The sequence below is a fragment of the Calothrix sp. CBUCES-K 9914 genome (assembly GCF_059640475.1).
Map to the genome: position 1 here is coordinate 1 of NZ_JBXXZH010000138.1, position 25,038 is coordinate 25,038.

Annotated in this window: 16 protein-coding genes and 1 pseudogene; 9 read left to right on the top strand and 8 right to left on the bottom strand. The window is 39.7% G+C overall.

What is annotated here, in order from left to right:
* A partial coding sequence (locus AC2JBO_RS26535) for a PAS domain-containing protein (protein WP_496956625.1) occupies nt 1-1,952 on the bottom strand: 1,952 nt, incomplete at its 3' end.
* A gap of 253 nt (nt 1,953-2,205) precedes the next feature.
* A complete protein-coding gene (locus AC2JBO_RS26540) occupies nt 2,206-4,653 on the bottom strand; it encodes a hybrid sensor histidine kinase/response regulator (RefSeq protein ID WP_496956626.1) in 2,448 nt (815 codons plus the stop codon).
* Between the two features lie 516 nt (nt 4,654-5,169).
* On the opposite strand from AC2JBO_RS26540, the gene AC2JBO_RS26545 reads away from it, so the two are divergent.
* On the top strand, nt 5,170-5,655 hold the full coding sequence (locus tag AC2JBO_RS26545) for a molybdenum cofactor biosynthesis protein MoaE (protein WP_496956627.1): 486 nt from the start codon (nt 5,170-5,172) through the stop codon (nt 5,653-5,655).
* A gap of 268 nt (nt 5,656-5,923) precedes the next feature.
* Here the strand turns inward: AC2JBO_RS26545 and AC2JBO_RS26550 are convergent, their stop codons facing one another.
* Nucleotides 5,924-6,076, bottom strand: a complete 153-nt coding sequence (locus AC2JBO_RS26550; RefSeq protein WP_496956628.1) for a hypothetical protein — start codon at nt 6,074-6,076, stop codon at nt 5,924-5,926.
* Nucleotides 6,077-6,563: 487 nt separating this feature from the next.
* Here AC2JBO_RS26550 and AC2JBO_RS26555 point away from each other — a divergent pair, with 487 nt between their 5' ends.
* The 4 genes from AC2JBO_RS26555 (at nt 6,564) to AC2JBO_RS26570 (ending at nt 9,389) form a co-directional block, all read left to right on the top strand.
* Nucleotides 6,564-8,021 (top strand): class I SAM-dependent DNA methyltransferase, encoded by a 1,458-nt coding sequence (locus AC2JBO_RS26555; protein WP_496956629.1) that lies wholly within the window; start codon nt 6,564-6,566, stop codon nt 8,019-8,021.
* A 10-nt stretch (nt 8,022-8,031) separates the two neighbouring features.
* Nucleotides 8,032-8,463, top strand: a complete 432-nt coding sequence (locus AC2JBO_RS26560; RefSeq protein ID WP_496956630.1) for a putative toxin-antitoxin system toxin component, PIN family — start codon at nt 8,032-8,034, stop codon at nt 8,461-8,463.
* Nucleotides 8,460-8,699, top strand: a complete 240-nt coding sequence (locus tag AC2JBO_RS26565; protein WP_496956631.1) for a hypothetical protein — start codon at nt 8,460-8,462, stop codon at nt 8,697-8,699. The genes AC2JBO_RS26560 and AC2JBO_RS26565 overlap by 4 nt, the downstream gene beginning before the upstream one ends.
* Before the next feature lie 261 nt (nt 8,700-8,960).
* Nucleotides 8,961-9,389 carry an Hsp20/alpha crystallin family protein gene (locus tag AC2JBO_RS26570; RefSeq protein WP_496956640.1) on the top strand — a complete coding sequence of 143 codons (429 nt, stop codon included), beginning with the start codon at nt 8,961-8,963 and terminating at the stop codon, nt 9,387-9,389.
* Nucleotides 9,390-9,811: 422 nt separating this feature from the next.
* Here AC2JBO_RS26570 and AC2JBO_RS26575 read toward each other — a convergent pair whose 3' ends face one another.
* A complete protein-coding gene (locus AC2JBO_RS26575; RefSeq protein ID WP_496956632.1) occupies nt 9,812-12,823 on the bottom strand; it encodes a Tn3 family transposase in 3,012 nt (1,003 codons plus the stop codon).
* Between the two features lie 25 nt (nt 12,824-12,848).
* Complete coding sequence (locus AC2JBO_RS26580; protein ID WP_496956633.1) at nt 12,849-13,319, bottom strand: double zinc ribbon domain-containing protein; 471 nt, start codon at nt 13,317-13,319, stop codon at nt 12,849-12,851.
* Between the two features lie 80 nt (nt 13,320-13,399).
* Between AC2JBO_RS26580 and AC2JBO_RS26585 the strand changes: the two genes are divergently transcribed.
* Together AC2JBO_RS26585 and AC2JBO_RS26590 are read left to right on the top strand one after the other, a co-directional pair.
* A complete protein-coding gene (locus AC2JBO_RS26585) occupies nt 13,400-14,296 on the top strand; it encodes a tyrosine-type recombinase/integrase (protein ID WP_496956634.1) in 897 nt (298 codons plus the stop codon).
* 258 nt (nt 14,297-14,554) lie between these two features.
* Nucleotides 14,555-15,502, top strand: coding sequence for a pentapeptide repeat-containing protein (locus AC2JBO_RS26590; protein ID WP_496956635.1), 948 nt, complete (start codon nt 14,555-14,557; stop codon nt 15,500-15,502).
* Between the two features lie 58 nt (nt 15,503-15,560).
* Here the strand turns inward: AC2JBO_RS26590 and AC2JBO_RS26595 are convergent, their stop codons facing one another.
* Nucleotides 15,561-15,773, bottom strand: coding sequence for a hypothetical protein (locus AC2JBO_RS26595; RefSeq protein WP_496956636.1), 213 nt, complete (start codon nt 15,771-15,773; stop codon nt 15,561-15,563).
* Nucleotides 15,774-15,860: 87 nt separating this feature from the next.
* On the opposite strand from AC2JBO_RS26595, the pseudogene AC2JBO_RS26600 reads away from it, so the two are divergent.
* Nucleotides 15,861-16,401 (top strand): annotated as a pseudogene (locus AC2JBO_RS26600) (IS982 family transposase); the annotation flags it as partial.
* 879 nt (nt 16,402-17,280) lie between these two features.
* Here AC2JBO_RS26600 and AC2JBO_RS26605 read toward each other — a convergent pair.
* Together AC2JBO_RS26605 and AC2JBO_RS26610 are read right to left on the bottom strand one after the other, a co-directional pair.
* The gene (locus AC2JBO_RS26605) at nt 17,281-17,886 is read right to left on the bottom strand and encodes a hypothetical protein (RefSeq protein WP_496956637.1); all 606 of its coding nucleotides are present in this window, start codon (nt 17,884-17,886) and stop codon (nt 17,281-17,283) included.
* A 65-nt stretch (nt 17,887-17,951) separates the two neighbouring features.
* Nucleotides 17,952-18,947: a hypothetical protein gene (locus AC2JBO_RS26610; protein ID WP_496956638.1), complete on the bottom strand. Its 996-nt coding sequence runs from the start codon at nt 18,945-18,947 to the stop codon at nt 17,952-17,954.
* A gap of 1,332 nt (nt 18,948-20,279) precedes the next feature.
* Between AC2JBO_RS26610 and AC2JBO_RS26615 the strand changes: the two genes are divergently transcribed.
* A partial coding sequence (locus AC2JBO_RS26615; RefSeq protein ID WP_496956639.1) for an amino acid adenylation domain-containing protein occupies nt 20,280-25,038 on the top strand: 4,759 nt, incomplete at its 3' end.

Here is a 25,038-nt window from a genome sequence, read left to right on the forward strand (position 1 = left end):
TCTCCAAGACGGTACTTTTGAATAGAACTCTCGCTAAAACAATGGTCATAAATATCGCGTCCCAGCATCACAGGGAAACCAGGAACAACAGCTTCTTGAACTGTCGTCACTACACCATCTGAACGAAGGCGCAAAATTAACACACGGTCAGCGTTGAGTAATTTTTGGACTTCGATAACACTTGTTGAAAGAATTTCGTCGATTTGTAGTGATTGGCGAACCTTTAATGTAAAATCCGCAAATAGTTGTGACCGCAAATTCTGACGCTGTAATTCTTCTTGCACCCGCTTGCGCTCTGAAATATCCATCATGGCGCCAATCATCCTGACTGCGGTGCCACCCAAACGTACCACATAACCTCGATCAAAAATGTACGCATACGAATTATCTGCGCGTCGAAAACGATACTCGTTAACCCAAAATAGTTCACCACTATCGATCACCGCTTGTATGTTAGTGACAACTCGCCACCTATCGTCAGGGTGAATACGGTCGCGCCACCAAGTAGAAGTTAAGCTAGCATCATGCTGTGAATACCCGAACAGCGTAGTTACACTTTCATTCCACCATACTCGATTTGTCGTCAAGTCCCAGTCCCATACAGCATCATTTGTTGCTTGCGCTAATATTTGAAACCGTTCTTCACTTTGCTGTAATTTTGTTTCGGCTAGCTTGCGTTCAATTGCCGTTGCTAAAACATTTGCTACCGCTTGTAAAAAGTAAACCTCATCACGGTTATAGTTTCGAGGTTTGGTAGAGTGGGTGCCCAAAACACCAAACGGTCGAGAATTACCGTGAATTACAACACTTACACCGCTCTTCACATTATGGTCTGCTAATAACTGCGGCAATTTAAATCGGGTTTCACTCTTCACATCATCAACAATAACTGGTTCAGAAGAAGTTAACGTGTATCCAGCCTGTGATAATACGCCAGTATTAACTCTCGCATTTCCTACTAGTCCTTGGCGCCATCCGACTCCAGAACGTAATAGGAAACTATTTTCATCAACAGATAATTCTAAAATGTAGCAGTACTCAACTTGTAAACTTTGAGCAACTACAGCTACTGCTTGCTGCATTAATGTATTTAAACTAGAACCAGCTAGTGCTAATTGACTTAATTCTGCGACCATTGCTTGGCGGTTAGCATATATTTCTAATGCTGCCTCTGACTGCTTACGCTTGGTAATGTCCATATCAACACCTGACATTCCCACAGCTACACCTTTTTCATCTCGAAATACCACACCTTTACTCGCCATCCAACGAGTTGTATTATCTGGTAACAAAGCTCGAAATTCTAAGTCATATTCTCCGTTTTCTTCTAAAGCGCGCGTGATTGCCGAATTCACTAAATTTCTGTCTTCGGGGTGTATACAGCGTAAAAAAGCTTCGTAAGTACCTGCAAATGTGCCTTTTTCCAAACCGAATAAAGATTCTTTGTCATCTGACCAAGTAACCGTATCTGTGAGAATATTCCAATCCCAAATACCCATCTGGGCAGACTTTAAAGCTATTTTTAACTGTGAAGAACGTCGCAATGCGTATTTTGTTTGCTGTTGTAATTCTTCCATTGTCCGTTTGGCTTCGAGCAAACGACGAACGCGCTGACGCAATACTTGCCAGTGAATTGGTTTTGTTATGTAATCTGTGGCGCCTGATGAAAACGCACGTTCAACTGAAATTTGGTCAGAAAGCCCTGTCACCATTAGGATAGGAAGATTTTCTCCTCGTGGAAATGTTCGTAAAGACGCACAGCAAGTAAAACCATCCATACCTTCCATTAAAGCATCGAGCAGTACCATATCCGGCAGTTGCTGGCTACATAATGACAGTGCCTCTTCTCCACTACTCGCTTCTATAACTTCATATCCCGAATGTTGAAGTAACTCGCGCATCTGCATACGAGTTAATTCGTCATCGTCTACAACTAAAATTAAATTTTTCATACATATGAAATAATTTTTTTTAAATTATTATTTTTTAACTTAAAAAAATAATAAGAATAAATCTTATTAAATAATTCTTTGTGTAAAGTATCGTAACATATTGAACCATTAAATAAATTGTTTATATGTATACTAATTTTTAGTGTAGATGATTCGTTTTCCCTATGTTAATCCAAGAATGAGAGTAAATGGTGCGTGACGCTACTAGTCTATAACTACGTTGCAATTTGTTCTTTGCGTCACGCACCCTACTTCAATACTTCAATACTTTATATACAGCACCAAAGAGTTCATGGGCAGTATATGGTTTAGGAATAAAAGCAAATCTATGGGAATTTTTATCAACATTAACTTGCTCACTAGTTGCTAGTCCGCTAACAGCGATAATTGGAACTAGGGGGTTCATACGCAGTAAAGTACTTATTGCAGTTGAACCGTCCATATTTGGCATCATAATATCAACGATTGCTGCCTTAATCTTAGTTTTGTATTGAGCAAAAATTGCAACAGCTTCGATTCCATCATTTGCGGTAATCACTTCGTAGTTATAATTTTCCAGTGAAGTTTTAGTGATTTCTCGTATCGACGGTTCATCATCAACAACTAAAATCAATTCACCGTTGCCGCAAGGAATTTCTGTGTATGAATTATTTAATACAGCTTGGCTATTAACAGCAGGTAAATAGACTTTAAATTGCGTACCTTTTCCAACAGTGCTAGAAACTTGGACGAAACCTCCATGACCTTTTATAATACCCATAACGGTCGATAATCCTAGTCCGGTTCCTTTCCCAAACTGTTTAGTAGTGAAAAATGGCTCAAATATCCTGTCTAGGTTTTTTTGCTCAATTCCAATACCTGTATCTGTAAGGGTTAGTAAAACATATTGACCGACTTGAGCATCGATATGCATACTTTTGAAGCTAGCATCAATCAGAACATTTTCGGTGCCGATAGTCAATTTGCCACCATTAGGCATTGCATCACGAGCATTTAAACATAAATTGATTAAAACCTGGTGCAATTGAGTACTATCACCGCTAATCACTTGTAAATTCGATTCTATCTCAGTGTATAAATCAATTGACTTTGGAAATGTTTGTTCGACAATTTGCTTAATTTCTTGAATTAAATCAGCAAGTTGAATTTTAGTGTGTTTACCATCCATTCCTCGTGCGAATGATAGCACTTGCTTGACTAAATCGGCGCCACGCTTTGCGTTGTTTTCAATTATTGATAAAATTTGTGAGTCTCGTTTAGTATTAGACTTATTCTTCAATAATTGGGCAGACATAAGAATCGGTGAAAGCACATTATTCAAATCGTGAGCAATGCCACTAGCAAGAGTGCCAATACTTTCGACTCGTTGCGCGCGTAAGAATTGAGTTTCTAACTGCTTTTTTTGTGTAATATCAGTATCAACCGTCAATATTGACTTCGGCTGTAAGTGTTCATCAAGCACCAGTGTCCAACAACTGTCAACAATAATTTCTTGACCTGATTTTGTTGGTTTAATTAATTCACCTTGCCAGCAGCCCTTTTCTAAAACTGTATAATATATATCTTTGTATTCTGAGGAATTTACTGAAGAAAAAACATCATTGGCGTTGCAATTGATAATTTGTTCAGCTTGCCAACCGTAGAGCTTCTCAGCACTTTTATTCAATAACAGTATTTTGTTCGATAAATCGCGTAAAATAATTGCATCAGAAGTAATATCAAGTAATGCCGCGCGTTCACGTATTTGTTGCTCGGTACGTTTGCGCTCGGTAATGTCTTCTATTATATAAGCAAATTTTTGACCTATATTTAGATTATTGAGATTATTTATATTACTTAGATTCTGATTGTAACTAGCTATTGCTGTAACGGTAACATTGAAAATTCTCTGGGCACCTGAACTTGAGTGAATATATTCAAAGCTAACAGGCGCCTTTTTTCTTTCAGCCTCACGATAATAGCCAATCCACTGACGGATATACTCCTGTGAAATGCCCATTTCGGTAGCACAACAATTTTGCAGTTCAGTTGGAAGCATTCCTAGAAATTCGGCGCTGGCAAAATTACCAGAGATCAACTTGATATCATTGTCGAATACCTCAACTACACCCATCATCATTGCAGCACTATTAAAAAAACTGCTGAGAATATGCTCGCTAGTATGAAGTGCTTCTTTAGCTTGTTTATAATCGTGTTGAATAACTGCTAACTGGTTAAGATTTCTCCGAACTTCCAACTGTCGCATAACTAAACGGGCTAACGCGCATAACCCATCAACCTGCTTTTGCGTGACTTCTCTTGGTTTGCGATCAACAACACAAAGCGTTCCAATAACCAAACCCTGCGGTGTTATTAGAGGGGCGCCCGCATAAAAGCGTACATACGGTTCAGCAATTACAACACTAGAGGTAGCAAATTCTGAATCTAATGTATCGGGGATAATTAAGACATCGCCTGTTTCCACACAAATAGGGCATAATCCTATTTCACGGGGAATCTCAGTCAAATCCAAACCAACCTTAGCTTTAAACCACTGACGATTTGCGTCGATCAAATTAATTAACGCAATTGGAGCATCAAAAATTTGTGCTGCCAGCATCGCCAAATCGTCAAACGCCTCTTCCTGTGACGTATCGAGAATTTGGTACTGCTTCAGGTTTTCTAGTCTATCTGCCTCTTTATCTAAAACTGAAGAATTCATCAAAATAACCTTGGCAATAATAGGAACTACAATTTTCCGGTCGAGGCAATATTAGTAGCCCGCCGAGAAATACTTATCAACACGTCAAATTCACTCTTCAAGGAAGTTACGGGGTTTTACGATGCTTTAGCCACTTCAACAATTTTGCGCTTTGCAGCAGCCACATCATTACGGTGCCACACAGCAGTCAAATCAATCAATAACCTCAACCCACACAGGGGTCAAAAGCAATCCTGTTACTCTTACTATAGTAATATGCCTTAAGGAGGATGACTATTTTGTTTTCCAATATACGTAAAACCACTTAAACAATAGAAAAATTATGTAATTTTATGTATATGCTTAAGTTTTTTCTTAACCTAAATTTTCCAAAAAGATGCTATTGCGTGCCTTGTACGTGTATCAACTGCGTATATCGACGTAGATTAGGGCTTTTCCTTTTAACTCATACAAGCGAGCATATGAGTAAAAATATAAGTAAAATTAGAGTTATCCGTCACAGGCTTTTATAGCAAAATGAATCCAGGTGTGATATCCAGCTTGACAAAAGCAAAAAAAACGTATAAGGAAGATAGTTTTGCAATTAGCTTTGCTCCACTATCAGTAGCAGAGATTTACGAATTAGCTTCAGACTCTAAAAATGGCGCCGTAGTCACTTTCTGCGGTACAGTTCGCAATCAAACTGATGGAAAACCTGTAATTTGCCTAGAATACCAAGCATATGAACCAATGGCTATGCAAGTATTTTACCAAATCGCCGATGACATTCGTCAAAAATGGCCAGACGTTAATCGTGTAGTTATCCATCACCGAGTAGGGCGCCTTAAAATTGGAGAAATCAGCGTATATGTTGCTGTAGGCTGTCCACATCGCTCAGAAGCGTTTGAAGCATGTCGCTACGCAATTGATACACTCAAACACAATGCGCCAATATGGAAAAAAGAATTTTGGCTTGATGGTACTAGCAACTGGGTCAGTATTGGCGCCTGTGAACAATGTTAACTGGCAACGGATGATAAACGGATGTAACGGATGGTTTATTTTAAATGAGTAGGATAGGCGTCTCGCCTGTCCGTCAAATATGTAATTATTTTACCACAGAGACACAGAGTCCACAGAGGTAGAGGCGCTCCGGTTCAGGAGCGTCTGTACAGAGAGTTAGGGTGAGGCGCCTACACCTTAAAATTAATCACACGAACTACGGTTTTTATGTGTTGATTACGTAAGTCTAAATAAATCATCCGTTGCATCCGTTGCCAGAATTTATCTATTATCGCGTGATAATTCCTGCCAAGTGCTTAAGTATTTCTAGAACCTCATCAAGATTATTTCGGTATTGAGAGCGAGTAGTAAAAATATCGGAGATACCATACTGTGTTCCAGACATTTTTACAAACAAAGAACTGCTACCATTCGTTACCATCCCATATCAATACTACTCGGTTAAGGAATTTTCTCGAAATGGATCCCCCTGACCCCCCGCGTGGAAGCAGGGCCGTTTCATTCCCTATCAAACCGGATTTGTCAAGATGGTTAGCGAGAAAAATCCTAAGTATAGGTAACTCTGAAACAGACTTTTAAGCACACAAATACAAGTGTTGTTGTCTATTTTATCGGTGCCTTGGTAGCAAAAATACCAATCAAAAATTGCGCGAAACCCTTGATTTTTCGAGCTTTTTAGGGAATGAATCAGCCCTGCTTAATAAGGGGGGAACAAGAGGGGGTAACAAGCTTATAGAAAGAGGGGAATTAAGAACTAGAAATAACCTCTTAAAAGCCCCCCCTTATTAAGGGGGGGTTGGGGGGGATTAAAATCTAACCAACTATTAACAATTTCACTTACCATACTTCACAGGCGCCGCTTTCCATGCAAGAATCATTACTTTGACATCTATATATATAAAGCTAACTTGAACGCTACTAACGACATTGGACAAAAGCTGTGGAACCTCTGCCACGTCCTCCGCGACGACGGTATTACCTATCTACAGTACGTTACAGAACTGACTTACCTGCTGTTCCTCAAAATGGCGCAGGAAACAAATAGAGACACACAGCTTCCCGAAGGGTATCGCTGGAGTGACTTGGTATCTAAGGATGGTATTGAGCAGCTTAACTTTTACCGCGCGCTACTTTTACAACTTGGAACCAATGGTTCACATCGTGTACAAAGCATATTTGTTAACTCCCAAACTGCGCTAAAACAACCGCGCATACTAAAAAAGTTGGTAACTAGTATTGATGAGTTGGACTGGTACTCAGCAAAAGAAGAGGGGTTAGGTGATTTATACGAAGATTTATTAGAAAGAAACGCATCCGAGAAAAAGTCCGGTGCCGGTCAATATTTTACACCGCGTCCTCTAATTGATTGCATGGTGGAATTAATCAAACCCCAGGCAGGAGAAATGGTACAGGACCCAGCCGCAGGAACTGGGGGATTCGTAATTGCCGCAGATAGATATATAAAAAAATACACTGGTGAACTATTTGACCTTAGCGTACCAGAACAAGATTTTCAACGCTATCAAGCATTCTACGGGATTGAATTAGTACAGGATGCTCATCGGTTGTTACTGATGAATATGCTGTTACACGGTATTGAAAGCGAAGTTTCTTTGGGTGACACATTATCTAGTGACGGGCAACAACTGCCCAAAGCTGATGTAATTTTAACTAACCCACCGTTCGGTACAAAGAAAGGTGGTGGTTTACCAACGCGCGAAGATTTTACTTTTCCTACCAGCAACAAGCAGTTAGCTTTTTTGCAACATATATATAGAGGGTTGAAACCAGGTGGACGCGCGGCAGTTGTATTACCTGATAACGTTTTATTTGAAGATGGTCAGGGTCGTAACATCCGCGCTGACTTGATGGATAAATGCAACCTACACACTATATTGAGACTGCCTACAGGGATATTCTACGCGCAAGGTGTTAAAACTAATGTGCTATTCTTCCAACGTGGCGCCAGTGATAAGGGTAATACGAAGTCGGTATGGTTCTACGACATGCGTACTAACATGCCAGCATTTGGTAAACGCACACCTTTAACCAAAGCGCATTTTAAACCGTTTGAAGAAGCTTATGGTGATGACCCTAACGGGAAAAGCGCGCGCGTGGATGAAGGGGAAAGTGGGAGGTGGCGCCAGTTTACGCGCGAGGAAATATCTAAACGTGGAGAGAACTTAGATATTACGTGGTTACGAGATGAAAGCTTACAGTCAGGGGATAATTTACCCGAACCTGAAATTATTGCAGCTGAGATCATGACCAAGCTGCAAACTGCGATGGATGAGATGCAAGCTTTAATGCTGCTGCTGGAAGGAGACCCAGAAACCGAAGCAGAGACAGAAGCGTTATTAGAATGAAGATGAAACAATGAACAGACCAATACAAATTGTACTTGATACTAACGTGTTACTTTCTGGTCTGCGGTCAACACGCGGCGCCTCTTATAAACTATTAACAATACTTGAGGACGAACGCTGGCAAGTAAATGTATCTACCGCTCTGGTTCTTGAGTATGAAGAAATACTTAAACGAGAAAAAGACCAATTAACCTTAACCTTTGAGGAAATTGATGATTTTATAGATGGAATCTGCTCTATTGCTAATTTATGTGATATTTTTTACCTATGGCGCCCAACTTCTCGTGACCCCGACGATGATTTTCTGATAGATTTGGCTGTTGAGTGTCAAGCCGATTTTATTATCACTTATAATAAAAAAGATTTACAAGCAGCTTCTCTATTTGACATCAACGTTGTAACACCAAGTGAATTTTTACAACAAGTAGGAGAAATATCGTGACTAATTTAAATGTACAAATACCAAATTCTCTATATAAACAAATAGAAGCAAAAGCTATTAAAGAGAATGTACCTATCGACCAACTCGTTGCTATTGCCTTATCAGCACAGGTGTCAGCGTGGGCAAGTAAAGACTATATAGAACAAAGGAAAGCGCGCGGGAGTTTAGATAAATTCAAACAAGTGTTAAGCAAAGTACCCGATGTTGAACCAGAAGATTATGATAAATTGGCTTAATTTAAGAAGGCGTTTATAAAATATCAATATTATTAAGAACCTCTCCCCCAACCCCACACGAGCGGGGGTTAGGTTTACCGTACTAAGATAATTCGTATTAACACTACTTTTAAATATCCCATTAAAAACATTCGGTTTTCATTAATAGAAAAGTGATACAAGCCGTATTTGCAACCATTTCAAGCTTTATTACTATAAGGACATATGAAACGATATACAGAACGAATTAATCGATACTTACTTGAAAAGGAGCGAAGCAAAATGTTAGCACGTTATAATCCTTGGAACGACATGAACGCAGTTACTCGCCAACTAGATTCATTATTTCAGGAAATGCAGGCGCCAGCATTTAGAACTCCCGCTGCTGAACTTCATGAAACTGACGAAGCAGTACATCTTAAATTAGAACTTCCTGGTGTTGAAGCCAAAGATGTAGACATCGAAGTTACCGAAAACGCAGTTAAGGTGGTAGCTGAACGCAAGACAGAAACCAAGACTGACGATAACGGTAGAACCAGAACAGAATTTTACTACGGCAAGTTCCAACGTGTTATTCCCCTACGCGCGCGTATCCAAAACACTGCCGTAACAGCAGAATACAAAGACGGTATTTTAAACTTGACACTACCTAAGTCAGAAGCTGAAAAAACCAAGGTAGTCAAAGTAAACCTTGGGGAAGCAACCGCGTAATTAATCCTGCAATTGGTTAAAAAGTGACATTTGGCGCCCAGTCTCTCAAGCAGAGGCTGGGTTTTTTGTTTAAACACTTCCAAAAATTAAATTAACCTATCCACCAAAAACCCTTACACCATAAGCTGGACAACAAATTTTGAGAAAAATCTGGAATTGTATAAAACACTTCGGTATCTAAGACCATCAGTAAATTCAACCACAGATATTAGGAGTTACAGACATGCAGACACTAGATAGAGGCGCGCGAGTAGCAACGGAACAGAAAACCGGGATAAGAAAATAAACTCAAAAATATTTCCATGTCTATATATAGCCAAGAGCCGCATCCTCCGGAGGTTTACGGCTTTTAACCATGTATATACATGAATAAAATTGTTACAAAACTTAGGAACAGAAAACCGGGATAAGCTTTTTTCCCCTCAAATTAATTCAAAATCTTCTCGTGCATCAGGGTCTCTCAAAGGTCGTAGTTCTCCACGCTTGATGGTTTCTTCCAAAGAGAAATAGTACCGTCCCAACACGTTTATGTGCTTGCGCCCCAGTGGGGACAATCGCACAACATCTTCAGGTAACACTTGTTGTTCAATGGAACGCAGCTTGGATATTGCAGCATCCATATAGTAAGTATTCCATAACACAATCACATTGACAACTAAACCCAAAGCCCCTAACTGTTCCTCTTGCCCCTCACGGTATCTTTGGCGTAGTTCTCCCCTTTGTCCATGAAAAACGACCCTTGACAGACTGTGACGACTTTCACCACGGTTAATTTGGGTGAGGATGCGGCGACGGTAGCTCTCATCATCAATATAGGACAATAAATATAAGGTTTTGGCGATTCGTCCTAATTCGGCTATTGCTTTGGTCAAAGTTGAAGGTTGATTACCTCGTTGGAGAGAGCGCATTAATTCAGTTGCACTTACGGTTCCCAACTTTAGAGAGCCAGCTACGCGCAATATGTCGTCCCAATTTTCAGCTATTAAGTCAGTATTTATCTTGTTTCTTGCTAACTTATCAAGGGCGCCATAAATCTCTTCTTCATCTAATCGCCAAAATCTTGTGTCACCAATATCTGCAATTCTGGGACTAAACTGGTAGCCTAATATCCAAAACAAACCAAATACTACCTCACTATAACCAGCAGTATCAGTCATTATTTCAATTGGTCGCAGACTGGTTATTTGCTCCAACACTCCTGACAGTAAAAACAGAGAATCACGCAATGTACCGGGAATAACAATGCCGTGGAAACCAGTAAACTGGTCACTGGTAAAATTGTAATAAGTTACACCTCGACCAACACCAAAATATTTACTATTGGGGGCTGCATTAATAGTTCTTACGGGTACACTAAACCGCAAACCATCTGCGGATGCTACTTCCCCTCCTCCCCAAATTTGTGCCAAAGGAATACGGGTTTGGGCATCAACGAGTCTGGCGTTAGCACGGATAAGTGTTTCACTACGGATATAGTTTTGTTGCACCCAAGACAACCGTCCTTTAGTTAATGCAGGTATTTCTGGACGTACCAATGGTTCCAATCCAATGTTACAGGCTTCTGCTAATAATACCGCGCAAATACTAATATCCAAGTCTTTTACACGACTATTCGTTTGGCTCAAATGGGTAAATTCTTTTGTAAAACCAGTTCTTCTATCAATTTCCAACAATACTTCTGGTAAGTCAACACGAGGTAACATTTCTGACACTTGTCTTTTTAAGGTAATCAAACTGGGTGGGTCAACCAATTTATCTAGTCCCGTTAATACTAAATGCTCTTTACCATCTTTGATTTCAATACGTACAGCAGCATTGTCTTTAAAATTACTAGCAGTTCGGTGGTAAGCTTCATTCAGTTGGGATTTGAGGATAGACAAAGTATTGTCAAAGGTTGGTTCAAGGTCTAAAGTGCGACATATCGCCGCACGTTGTGCAGCCCAAGCTTCATCAGATAAAAGTTTGGCGCGAGGGTCTGTGTAACTTCGACTTTTAACAACAAAAACATCACGGCGCCGCAACGCCTTAAGTAAACATTGAAGGACGCAAAACGTGTAAGCTCTGCGGTCAATTACTCCGTCCGAGTTTACAACTAACCGCAGCCAAGACTTGGTAACAACTTTTAATGGTGCAGTACTCATATCTGGTTTTGTTATTCCTTCAATACTACGTAAAAAATCAAGCGCTTCTAGAATTGGTTGCGCGTTTTCCATCCCAGAAAACTCAATTTTTAACAACAACTTAGGTAAAAAGATACGCACATAGCGCCAGCGGGATATAATTGTATCCACCATTTCATCCTCGGATGGGCGTGCCAAAGATTTTACCTTCTTTAAAGAAGAGTATAATTCCTCACGACTAACTCGCTCAAAAGCTTCCGACCTAATACTAGTGTCCTCAAAATCATCATCAAGTACTACTTCGACCGCTTCTGCTAATTGTAATGCTGCGGCATCTAAATCTTTTAATGTTCGCAGACGCTCGCTTTCTCCTTCGCGTTTTGACCTTGCAAATAAACTTTTAATTAGTAAATCAAGCAAGTCAATCACATCATCCGTAGCTGTATATTCAAGCTCATGTATAAATGTTAGTAAAGTTGCAATTCTTTTTGCGTCCGGCATTCGAGCTATGGCATAAGTTCTTGAAGCCGCTGCATACCGTGCTAAAAATTTGACCCTCGCTGGCGGTATTTTAGATAAATCAATATTTCCAATACCAATTGCACGTATTTCTTCTAAACGATTTATCGCTGCAACCAGGGATTGGCTGCTCACGCGAGTGGGGGAACGAGATAAACGGTCTAATGTAGAGTATCTTTGCAAATCTGGTATTAATAATAACTTCTCCAGTTCGCTTGCTTGTTTTTTCGATGGGAGTTTAGATAAGACATTCCACAAGCGGTTAGCTGCTCTATCTTTTACAGATGCTACCAAACGAGCAAGAACACTTACACCTGGTAAAAGAATTCTTCGTTCTACCAAACGTGCGGTGGTTAAGTCAAATAACATACTTTGAGATTCCGTACCTAGGCTTGCCCTTTGGTATAACCAACGCACCAGCCTCCAATGTTCTGGTTGTGCATGGAAATCTACATAGCTGTAGCGTTGTTTAATTAATGCTGTATGCTCCCACCTGGTTTCTGAGTTTCCGTAACGCTCCAAAGATTCTGTATCATCAATATTTAATTGTTTAGCTAGAAAATCAATTATAACTTTCGGTACATCGGTTGGGTCTGTCAAAAAAGTACCCAAAAAACGCACAGTACATAACTGTAAAGCTAAACCCAAGCGGTTATGATTACCCCTCCGCTCCTTAATTAATTTTAAATCGAGATTGTCAAGATAAAAATACTTTGCCAGTTGTTCCGGGGATGGTTCCCCTGTATATCGACCATATCTTTTCTCTTGTTCTGCACTTAGAAATTCAACTGGCATTTATGTTAATATTGTCACTATTACATTAGTTAGTATCAACAGATAGTTGTTTGTAAGACGACCCACAAAACGGACAAAACTTGAACTTTAATGACATAATTGGTTCGTTACAACTAACACATCTGTCTCGCAAAACAGTACCGCAAGCAAAGCAATATTTTGACCGCACCGTCGTCCACATCGGGTCAAGAGTTGTCCCTGGTGTCCAACATTTTGGGCAAAATTTCAATGTTGTTACTCTCTCAATTGGCACTTGTTTGACTACCGCATCCAAATATTCTTGGGGAATATTCAATGCAGCAGCCAGCCCAGACTTTGCTTTTTGATTTAGTCTGGATGTATTACCAGATTCAATCTTACGAATCGTCTGAACGTGTACCCCAGCTTTTTGACTTAACTCAGCTTGAGTTAGAGATAACTCTTCTCTAACTCTCTGGATATAACGTCCCAACGGTTCTGTGGGGTTTGGAGCCACCGACCCTAATAAAACGCTCATAAAAGTATACCCTTTTAGATACAATTAATAATAATTTAATACTTGTATTTATTATCAAAAGCATCTAACACCAGTTTCAAATGACTATTACTTTGGCATCATTAGCTACACAGTTTTTAGAGCGAACTGAAATTTCCCAAAGCACTATTAATTCCTATCAATCAACCTTAATGCCCTTGCTCAAGCTGTATGGTAGGTGGACTCTAGAAATTATTGATAGAGATATTTTGAGGGAATATCTCAGTAACTTGACTGATATAAAATTTACTACTCATCATCGCCACCAAGCGGTAATTACTGCATTATTTAATTTTGCAGTCGAACAGCGTTTACTAAAATCTAACCCAGTGTCTGGTCTAAAACGGCGTAAACCTGACCCAAATGTTGGAGAATATGATTCAGATGAAGAAGTACGCTATTTAACGTCACAACAATTAGATATTCTTTATTCTCTAGTTAAAAAAGATGCTCGAATGAATGCATTAGTACATTTATTACATAGTAGTGGGGCAAGAATTACGGAGATACTTAGCTTAGATTTAGTTGATTTAGATTTAGATAGACATAGATTTCAGGTAATTGGCAAAGGTAATAAACAGCGCTGGTGTTTCTATAATGACTCAACTGCTAGTTGTCTAAATAACTACATCAAATATTATCGACATAAAGAGATAGAAGCTTTATTTACTGCCCAAAAACACCAAAACAACTCTATATCACGTCTTTCCTATGCCCGTGCATATCAGTCTTGGATACAAATTACAAGTAATAATCCAGATTTGTCAGGTATTCGTATACACGACCTCCGCCATACGTGGGCTACAGAGCGCGCAGGAATATTACAGATAGAAGAACTTAGGGCTTTAATGGGGCACAAGAAAATTCAAACCACTCTTCGTTATTCCAAAGTTACCTCACAACGTGCGGAGGAAATCGCACAGCTAGCCTTCACTAAAATTAAAAATTACGGCGAATAATCAATCATGTATGTTTCCCAGATTCCTACAGTTGAGCGAAGCATGTAAGTAGACTTAAAATGTATGCTCGAATTGTATATCAATAGAATAGACAATACTATTTACTGTTAAAATATGTTTTATACGCATTAATTATAGTCAATAAGAACACGCATTAAAAATATTAATGCGTAATAACACTTAATATAAATCAGAGTATTTGCCTTCATATTAAGAGCGGTAGAGTTAATTGTGTTAGCGGTAGGAGGGGAACAAAGCATGGATGATACTGAAGAATTTCTCAGGCGGCGCGCAATGCTTGAGGAAATTATTAAGCGTTATGAAGTTGGGGAAAGAAGTTTTACTGGTATCGAGTTGAGGAACACTACTATTGACTATAACGGTTTTATGGATGTCGATTTCAGTAGAGCCAATTTGCAGGAGTCCTTTTTTAGCAACATCTATTTGGTTAATATCAACTTTAGTTGTGCCAATTTGGAATGGACTAGTTTCTATGGTTTTCTGATTAATTGTAATTTCAGTAACGCCAATCTCCGAAAAGCCGATTTTAGAGGTGCTAATTTGACTGGTGTTAATTTGACCAGTGCTAACCTGAGTGATGCTGATTTGAGGGGAGCTAAATTGATTGGTACTAACTTGAGGAATGCCAATTTAACTGGTATCAAAACGACTGAAAAGACGATTTTCTGTAACACCACTATGCCAGATGGAAGAATTTCTACTAACTCGAACTACGTTCTTGATGCCCAGGAATTGCTCAAGCGCTATGCTGATGGGGAAAGAGATTTCCGAGATATTATCTTGCATCGAGTTAATTTGAGTGGGGTTAACCTGCGCTCGATTAACTTGTGCGGTGCTTATTTTAGCAATGTCAACTTGCAAGATGCCATTTTGTCGGGTGAGTTGTCGGCTAAATTCATCTGCTGCGATATGAGAAATAGTTGGTTAATTTGTGCCAGTCCCGACTATGGGAATCACCCTCACTTCTGTTGTTGTGACTTGCGATGGGCTAAGGGTGGTGGTGGCATTGAACCTTCTGGTGCCATTGGTTGCAACTTTCAGCATTCCAATATCTATCCTCTCGACACTGATGGTGATGTCTTCGTTTGCAATACTACTTGGTTGGATGGAGAATTTATTATTGGCCCAGTCTGGCTGATGCAATCCAGAAGAGACCCTAGAGACATCAACCTCGGAGACTTCTGAGAAAGTTGTAAACTTTCTTTCTCCCATTAGAACACTTACCTGCTGCCTAAATATAATTTTATACTTCTATGTATATACATGGTTGAACAGCCAACTTGAAGCAATATTTTCTTATCCCGGTTTTCTGTTCCGTTGCTACTCGCGCGCGAACTTCGGCGCCAAATCGCTCACCGATAGAATAACTGATAACTTCAGACCAGTCGGCGCGTAACTTCAAATCAGATGAGTATAATGAAAATCTTACTAATTTCTTACTTACCCAAAAAATCATAGCCCTACAACCAAAATATATCTCCAGATTCTTTGAAATCAGAAGTTTAATTAATAAAAAATTGGGGTATCTACTATGATTAATAATATCGAATTAGAAAAGCTTTTTTGTGATGTAGATGATTTTTGTAAAGAATTTCAAAAAAATTGGCAACAAGAATTGCTTCAAACTAGTGAGAGAAAACGTAATCGAAAATTGACTTTATGTTTGAGTGAAGTAATGACCATAATTATTCACTTTCATCAATCATCTTACCGAAACTTTAAAGATTATTATACCATGCATATGTGTACTTTTTTATGCAGCCATTTTCCCAAATTGGTTAGTTATAATCGTTTTGTAGAGCTACAACAAAGCGCTTTAATTCCTTTATGCTGGTATCTTCTTCTACGTCGTGGAACAAATACTGGTATTAATTTTATTGATTCTACTTCTATTTCTATATGTATTCCTGAAAGGGCAAAACGTAACCGAGTTTTTGCTCGTATTAGGTAAATGGGGAAAGAATTCGTTGGGTTGGTATTTCGGTTTTAAACTACATTTAATAATTAATGAAAAAGGAGAAATTATGTCTTTCATGGTAACACCAGCCAATGTTGATGACCGTAAACCTGTTCCAGAAATGACAGTTCAATCTTCTAGATCGATCCAGCAACAAGTTACCCATCAAGTGCTATCAGTACCTGTACAATCAGGGCTTTATGTTGGACTGTGTTCTTTAATTCTGTGGACAATTTATTTCACTACATACCCTGCTGTCCATGACACGACTCATACTCTGCGTCACCACACATTGTTCGTGAGTTGCCATTAGTTGATTGAGTCAATGAGCGTGCAGGAGTTCAAAAATCAAATGACTTTATTCAAGTGGTCTAAGCTGATCGGTGCGATTTGCATGATCGGAATTATCCTGTATAGTTGGATCGGACTTTCCCAAACCCCTCAAGCATCGGTGCGGCTAACAACTAATCCACCGATTAATCACTGTGCGTTCGCTTATTTTTAGAGTCGAAGGAGAATTAAAGCTTTGATATAAGAGAAAAAAGGCTATTTCTAAGTAAACCGTTAATTGTGAGTAAAATTTATGACCATCACAGAAGCCTCCTAGAGGCGGTTATTTAAGGCGTAGGGATAGCGTAAATCATAAAATAGCTAAAAGCCCTATACCAACAAAAATGCCTGAATCGGTTGACTAGTCTGGATTATAAGCCCAGTAAGCCTTAATTAAATCGAGAAGTCGAAAATGAGCGAACGGGCAGTAATCAGGTTCGCCCCCTTGAGGCTGAAGCTACCACAGCGTTGGGATCAGGGCACTACAATCCGCCTTTTCGTGAAATGGTATAAGGTCTGTTGCTATCGACATACTCAATGGGTCGCGCATTCGATAGCATAATTTTTACTTATGCTAAGTCTTTAGCCCCTTTAGTTTGCAGTCTCTAGCTGATAAACCCGTTGAGGTTAGACCCTGAAAACTTCTGGGTCTAGTCACACACCCTCCTATCTTCTCTTATTTTCCGCCTCGGCTTGCTTTTTCGGGATGTTCTTCTTCTTCTATTTCTTCGCTTGATTTTCCGTTTCTTAACTCCTCTTTTTCGTTAATATTAGGTCGTCTCGGTCGTAAAGTATCACTTGAGGCTTCTAGTGCTACATCCGGTATTAGCACAAACTTTGCTGCAATATTTCTTATTCCATCTTCTCCTAGATCCGTTTTAAGCGAATAACCCAGGATATTTCTACATGTCAGACGGTTAATTTGGTCTTGCAGGTTTTCTCCTGAATATAAGTAGAAGAATACTCTTTTCTTTCGATATTTATTAAAAAAATCCTCATTGAAAGCTAGCTTTCCTCCCACTTCTCCTAAATTAGCCTCTAGAATTACATAATCGATTTTGTAGAAGTCAATGAATACTTCTATCTCGCTGAGAGTAGGGGCAGAAACGTTTCTTATATAATTCATGTAGTCTCTGAACTTCTTGACCTTAGTAAATCTCTTTTTCAATTGATTTTCATACAATTTTTCCGCAAATTCCTCATGTCCTATAATTCCTACATTTGCTTCGATTTGCTTTGTTAATTTTGGTCCAAATTGCTTGCTGTATCGGCTGTATGACATATTTTATCCCTCTCTCTCCTTAATGATGTTATTGTTTGATTTATGTCTTGCACAAGTCTTAAAACTCATTGTAAGGCTATTTCTAGATTATTACAGAATTTTTTCCAATCTTTGATTATACGTGCCATATCATCGCCTCGTTGAAAATTATAATTTTGTTTTTGTTCCTTTTCCAATTTGTCTATGTATGACGCTCTTGCTTGGTTTGCATCTTTCCATTTTTGAGTATATTCTTTGAATATAAAACCCGATTCATCGTCTGGTATAAATACAACCGTGTTCGTTGGTAGACCATCAAGTAGCTTCTCTAATGCATTTCCTTTCTCCGGTATTCCTGAATCTGTGAAGAACAGTCCCTGAGTATCTTGAGGTGTGTAGTGTACTTCTGGGGCCCAATTTGGTGTCGTTTGAAATCCGTGTTTTACTTCTGATACTTTCTTCAATCGATTCTGTATCTGCTCTTTTATGTAGGTGAGTTGATATTCTGCATAATGTATATAATTTATTATAACATTTCGAGCTACCTTTGTCTCAAATTTATCAATTTTTTCAGTCTTCGCTGAACTGAGTGTCAGGTAAAGCTTATAGAGCATTAAATGTATCGCTCCACCGTATAGAAAGGTTGAGAATGCTTTAACTCGATAATTGACTCCACTATTTTTTCTATCGTCCATTTGCAATTTCATCATTGCTTGCATAAGAGGTGCATTTGGATCGCTTACCGCTTTAGCTAGATAATTATAAAATTTACTATTGGTTATTAATCGCACCATTTCTGAGTTTTTTTTAGTTGCTAATTTGTAGGTTTGATAGTACCAAACTTCATAAGTGTGCAAAGTCTCAAACCAAATTCCTATCTCATTATCTTGAATTTCTTGTTGCACTAGGGCGCAGGGTTGTTTGCTATCACTAATTTGGCTTTCTCTAATCATTGCTCGCATAACTGTTGCCAGTGAAGCTGCTACCCCTGCTGTTACAGGACCAAACTCAAACGCTGCAATTGATGCAAAAACTAATGCTGCATCAATCAACGTATAAACTTCTTTTCCGCTATCACTCATAATTTATCTATCCTTATTTGTATGGGAAAAAATAAACATATTATTGGCAAGCTGTCGAGTAATGAGTATGGGATAAAAGTCAAAAAATCGGAACAGACGCAATTAATCTAATACTCTTTCTAAAGGGAATATCAAGAAAATGATATTTATCTTAGGTCAAGAATATGAGCTTCTTTGTGAATAATAGATACAATATACATTTTCTATATTGCTAATACTTCAGTAATTTCACGCAATTACAGATGGGTTGCCACCTTACATCTTCTTGTACTTTGTTAATTTTAGCTTCTGCAAAACTTTTCCGCGCAATAATCCTTGTGCTTCCATTCACATCTATACTTGCTTGCTGAATTTTAAAGTATAAAAAGATTCTGATTCTAAAGGGGTGACAAAGGAACCTAAAAAGCTTTACTTGACTCTAGATTCTTTACATTGCAAAAAAAACGGAGCGAGCTAATTATAAAGAGCGGTAATGATTTTGGACTTTGGACAAAATAGTACATTCGCGCACTAACATGACGAACAATATTTACGTTGTTTTTATTTATCGAGAAAGGCAGAGGGCAGGAGGCAGAAGGGAATTCTGATTCCTGCCCGAAGCCTGTTACCGAAGGGAACAAAGGGTATAAAACCGAATGTTACTAAGAAAACTCTAATCAGACTTAGATTTGGCTCTTCCGTACTTAGCGTGCTAAATATGTTGGCAAATTAGCTTGTAACCATTGCTATACTTATCTTACAGCCATTATTACTCCATATGCTACGTCAGGCCTGCGGGTATTATCTGGCACGAGAGAAAACGGATACCCGTACTATTTAAGGATACTTGGGACATAGAAACATCCAGCACACAGTTCGGTACACACAACTATCTCCTGAACCTTACAAAGGACTCTGGAAGAAAGCCTAAGTACTCATTACATGGGTTAAAGCTGGTTTTGTCTAGGTAGACCGGAATTCCTTTCCCTTCGCTCACGGTGTTTTCAGTATAGTCTGTAAATTGTGGCACTATCTTAGCGTAACTGACTTAAATCAAGTTGAGCAACTTAACATACGCCGTAACCCAACAAATCGCCTGTTTCATTCGTGCGAACTTCACTGACGTAATTCACACCGAAGCGAGTGGAGCAGTGAAAGCACGGTCAAATATCCTCAAAAGTACTAAATAAAACTTAGTATAAATGCTGCATTCAAAAGCTAATTTAAGTATAATTACTCAAGTTTTAAAATAAGTATATATCCTGGTTTTTAAACAGATAAATATTGTTATTAATGTAATAAGAAAACATCTAATTATGTAATGATCTGTGGATTAGGATAATAAACTCTAAAATGATTAAGTCTTTTAATAATTCAGAAATCCCTGCTGCCAATTTAGAGCAGTCACTTTCTACCGAACAGGTTGTAATAGAAATAGAAAAACAAAAATTCAGCACTGAGGTATCTCTCTTTGGAAAACCCCAAAGTTCTGCCTTTTATCCTCTTTCTTATGGTCAGCAAGCTCTGTGGTTTCTTTACGAAATCGACCCAAAAAGTGTTGCTTACAACATTTTTAAAACTGTGCGAATTAGCTCAAAATTAGATGTTGAAGCTTTGCGTCGTGCCTGGAAAAAAATTATTGAGCGTCATCCTATTCTCCGTACCACGTACACTTATAATGCAGGCATACCAGTTCAAGAGATTCACGAACAACAAGAAGTTGATATTCAGATAATAGATGCTTCAAATTGGAGTGAAGATTATTTACGAGCGCAAATCTTTATTGAAACTGACCGTCCTTTTTACCTAGAAACTGATTCGGTTTTGCGAATCAATCTATTCACACAATCAGTCGAAGAACATATTCTTCTATTAACAATGCACCACATTGCTGGTGATTTGTGGTCTTTTGATATACTATTAAATGAATTTCAAACTTTTTATATAGCAGAAATCGAAAAACTTGACTCTCAGCCAGAAAATTCTGCTGAGAATTTATCTTACATAGAATTTGTGCGTTGGCAATCTGAATTGCTATCCAGTTCAAAAGGAGAAGAACTGTGGGAATATTGGCAAAAACAATTAGCTGGTGAGTTATCAATTTTAAATCTGCCAACAGATAGACCGCGCTCTCCAATACAAACCTATCGAGGAGGAACGCATGTTTTAAAGCTAGATCAACAATTAATTCAAAAACTCAGGAATCTAGCTATAGCCTCTGGAACAAATCTTTACAAGATTCTGTTATCGGCATTCTATGTACAGCTTTACCGCTACACTCAACAAGAAGATATCCTTGTAGGAATTGCGATGGCGAGTCGGTGGAGTGGAGAGTTTAAAGAAACCGTAGGCTACTTAGTAAATGAGGTTGTTTTGCGAACCTCTGTTTCAGGGAAATCCACATTTACAGAACTCCTTTCTCAGGTAAATGACAAAGTACAAGAAGCTCAAAAGCACCAAGATTATCCCTTTCCTCTTTTAGTAAAACAGCTTCAGCTTGAGCGCGATTCCAGTCGTTCTCCCCTGTTTCAAGTCTCCTTTAACTCGCAAAAACAGCGTTGGTATCAGCCAGGTTTAGCTTCATCTCATCGCCCAAGACTTCAAATGGAACCATACTTGCTAGGACATCAACGGGGAGTGACCTCCGATCTAGATGTTTCGGTGATGGAAGCCGCAGAACTTGTTCAGGTGTGCTGGCAATATAATACCGACCTGTTTGATGTTTCTACAATCGCCCGCATGGCAGGACATTTCCAAACCTTGCTAGAGGAGATCGCAGCCAATCCCCAGCAACAAATTTCTCAATTGCCACTATTCACGGAAACCGAACGCCATCAGTTGCTCTTTGAGTGGAACAACACCCAGGTAGAGTATCCGCATAATAAATGTATCCATCAGTTGTTTGAGGAACAGGTGGAGCGTACACCAGATGCGGTAGCAGTAGTATTTGAAGGGGAACAGCTGACTTATCGAGAATTGAATGCAAGGGCTAACCAACTCGCCCATTATCTGCAAACATTGGGCGTGAGGGCAGAGGTATTGGTGGGTATTTGTGTAGAACGCTCTATTGAGATGATTGTAGGAATCCTGGGAGTCCTCAAAGCGGGTGGTGCTTATGTCCCCATAGACCCCGCCTATCCAGAAGAGCGCATCGCCTATATGCTCTATGATTCACAGCTACCAGTTCTATTAACTCAGAAAAAACTGGTCGTCTCGTTATCGGAATATCAAGCGCGGGTAATCTACTTGGATGCAGACTGTGAAGAAATCTCTGCTAAAAGTGAATTTGCTCCTATCACTGACGTAATGCCAGAGAACTTGGCTTATGTCATTTATACTTCCGGTTCAACTGGAAAACCCAAGGGAGTGGCGATGAGGCACGTTTCCCTTTTCAATCTAATCTTGTGGCAACTTAAAAATACGACTGTTTCTGACCAAGCAAGAACTTTGCAATTTGCGCCTGTAAGCTTCGATGTGTCCTTCCAAGAAATTTTTTCTACTTGGTGTTCAGGCGGAACATTGGTCTTGATCTCAGAGGAAGTGCGACAAGAGACAGTGACTTTGTTACGTTTGCTTGCAGAACAAAGGGTTGAAAGACTGTTTCTTCCCTTTGTCGCCCTACAGCAGCTAGCCGAAGTCGCTGATGGTTTTGGACTTTTTCCTACAAGCTTGCGTGAGATCGTGACTGCTGGTGAACAGTTGCAAATATCTCCCTCCATTGCTAGGTTGTTCAAAAAGCTAAAAGATTGTAAGCTACACAATCAATATGGACCATCTGAAAGCCATGTGGTTACTGCATTTACCCTAACTGATTCAGTAAGCAACTGGCCAGCACTTCCTCCCATCGGTCGTCCAATCGATAATACCCAAATTTATATATTAGATCGCCATCTGCAATCAGTACCAATTGGTGTACCAGGAGAATTGCACATTGGCGGTGCAGGTTTAGCACGGGGATATCTCAACCGACCTGAAACTACTGAAGCGAAATTTATTCCCAATCCCTTTAGTGATGAACCTGGTTCTCGCCTATACAAAACCGGAGACTTAGCTCGTTATCTTCCAGATGGGAATATCGAATACCTCGGTCGTATTGATAATCAGGTTAAAGTGCGGGGCTTCCGCATCGAATTAGGTGAAATTGAAGCAGCATTAGCCCAACACCCTGACGTGCGAGAAGTGGTAGTTATTTGTCGAGAAGACAATCCTGGCAACAAGCACCTCGTAGCTTATATTATTTCTAACCTCATCCCAGAGCGCATCCCTTACCACAGTGAATGCAAATTAGAACTGGACGGTAACACCGTAAAACTTCACACGGAGGATATTTCCACTGGAGGTGTTGCTCTGGTAGGTGTGCCAGCTATTGGTGAAGGTAAGTACGTCCGCCTGCACTTGCAACTGCCTGGAGAGAACGAACCGTGCTGGTTTTCTGGAACGGTGGTTTGGTCGCATCCACCACAGGTTGGGGTTCACTTTCATCTTACTTCCTCCGAACAAGCTCTCGTTGACCAAAGTGTAACTAATCTGTTGGAGACTCAAGGCTGGTGGAAAACTATACAGCGCACGCTGAGTGGGAATCTGCGGGACTACCTGAAACAAAAGCTACCCGACTATATGATACCGAGTGCTTTTGTACTGATGAAAGCGCTGCCACTGACACCTAACGGAAAGGTAGACCGTCGCGCCCTAAGAGCATCCGACCTGCGTCGCGAGATGGGAGAGTCTTGTGTTGCCCCTCGCACTCCAATTGAGGAATTGTTAGCCAACATTTGGACTGAAGTTTTGAAAATTGATCGGGTGGGAATTCACGACAACTTTTTTGAACTGGGAGGACACTCCTTAAAAGCCACTCAAATTATGTCTCAACTGCGGGAGGCATTAAAAATTGAGTTGCCCTTGCGCTCTCTGTTTGAGAAACCTACTGTGGCTGGGCTAGCAGCTACAATTGCCTCCACAATTCACTCAGAAGCTACAATTGTCGCCAATACACAGTCCGATTTAAACGCAGAAGCGGTTTTAGACCCAACCATTCAGCCTAAGACTGTACCTTTTGGATACACAAGCGAACCAAAGAGTATCTTTTTAACCGGAGCAAGTGGCTTTCTAGGAGCTTATTTACTTTATGAACTCCTAGAACAAACTCAGGCATCGGTTTATTGCCTGCTTCGTTCTGCCAATGAGAAACAGGCTTTGCAGAAGCTGCAAAGCAAGCTGGAATCATACCAACTTTGGAAGGAGGCTTTCAGTTCTAGAATAATCCCTGTGGTTGGAGATTTGTCCAAAAACTTACTAGGTCTTTCTGCATCGCTGTTTCGAGATTTATCTAGTCAGATTGATGTCATTTATCACAATGGGGCATGGGTGAATCTAATTTATCCTTACTCAACCCTCAAACCTGCAAATGTTTTAGGGACGCGGGAAGTCTTGAGATTAGCAAGCGAAATTAAGCTCAAGCCTGTACATTACATTTCAACTATTGATGTTTTTTCCTCACCTGCTTATTCGGAAATGAAGATAGTTTCCGAATCAGATCCTCTGGAGTATAGCAAAGATATTAATAATGGCTATGCCGAAAGTAAGTGGGTAGCAGAGAAGTTGGTGATGCTCGCACGCGATTGCGGGCTGCCTGTTTGTGTCTACAGACCCGCCAGAATATTAGGACATAGTCAAACAGGTATTTGCAATTCAGACGACTTTTTATCCAAATTTATTCCCGGTTGCATTCAGTTAGGAGTAGCACCCAAACTTGACGATTGGACAGAAAACATTATTCCCGTTGATTATACGAGCCGTGCTATTGTTCATCTATCGCGGCAGAAAGAGTTTTTGGGAAAAGCGTTTCACTTGGTCAATCCTCATCCCACCCCAATGAACGAGCTGTTCAACTGTATTCGGGCTTTGGGCTATCCACTAGAAGAGGTTTCCTATAAAGAGTGGCGAGCGCACCTCATCCAAGCTAATCAAGTATCTTTTAGCGAAGTTTTGCAGTCACTTATGCCTATTTTTTCTGAAGAGAACATGGAGACAACTAATAAACCCCCGGAGTTCGACTTTACCAACACCCTTTCTGGATTAGCAGGCACAGATATTGTTTTCCCTCCTATCGAGC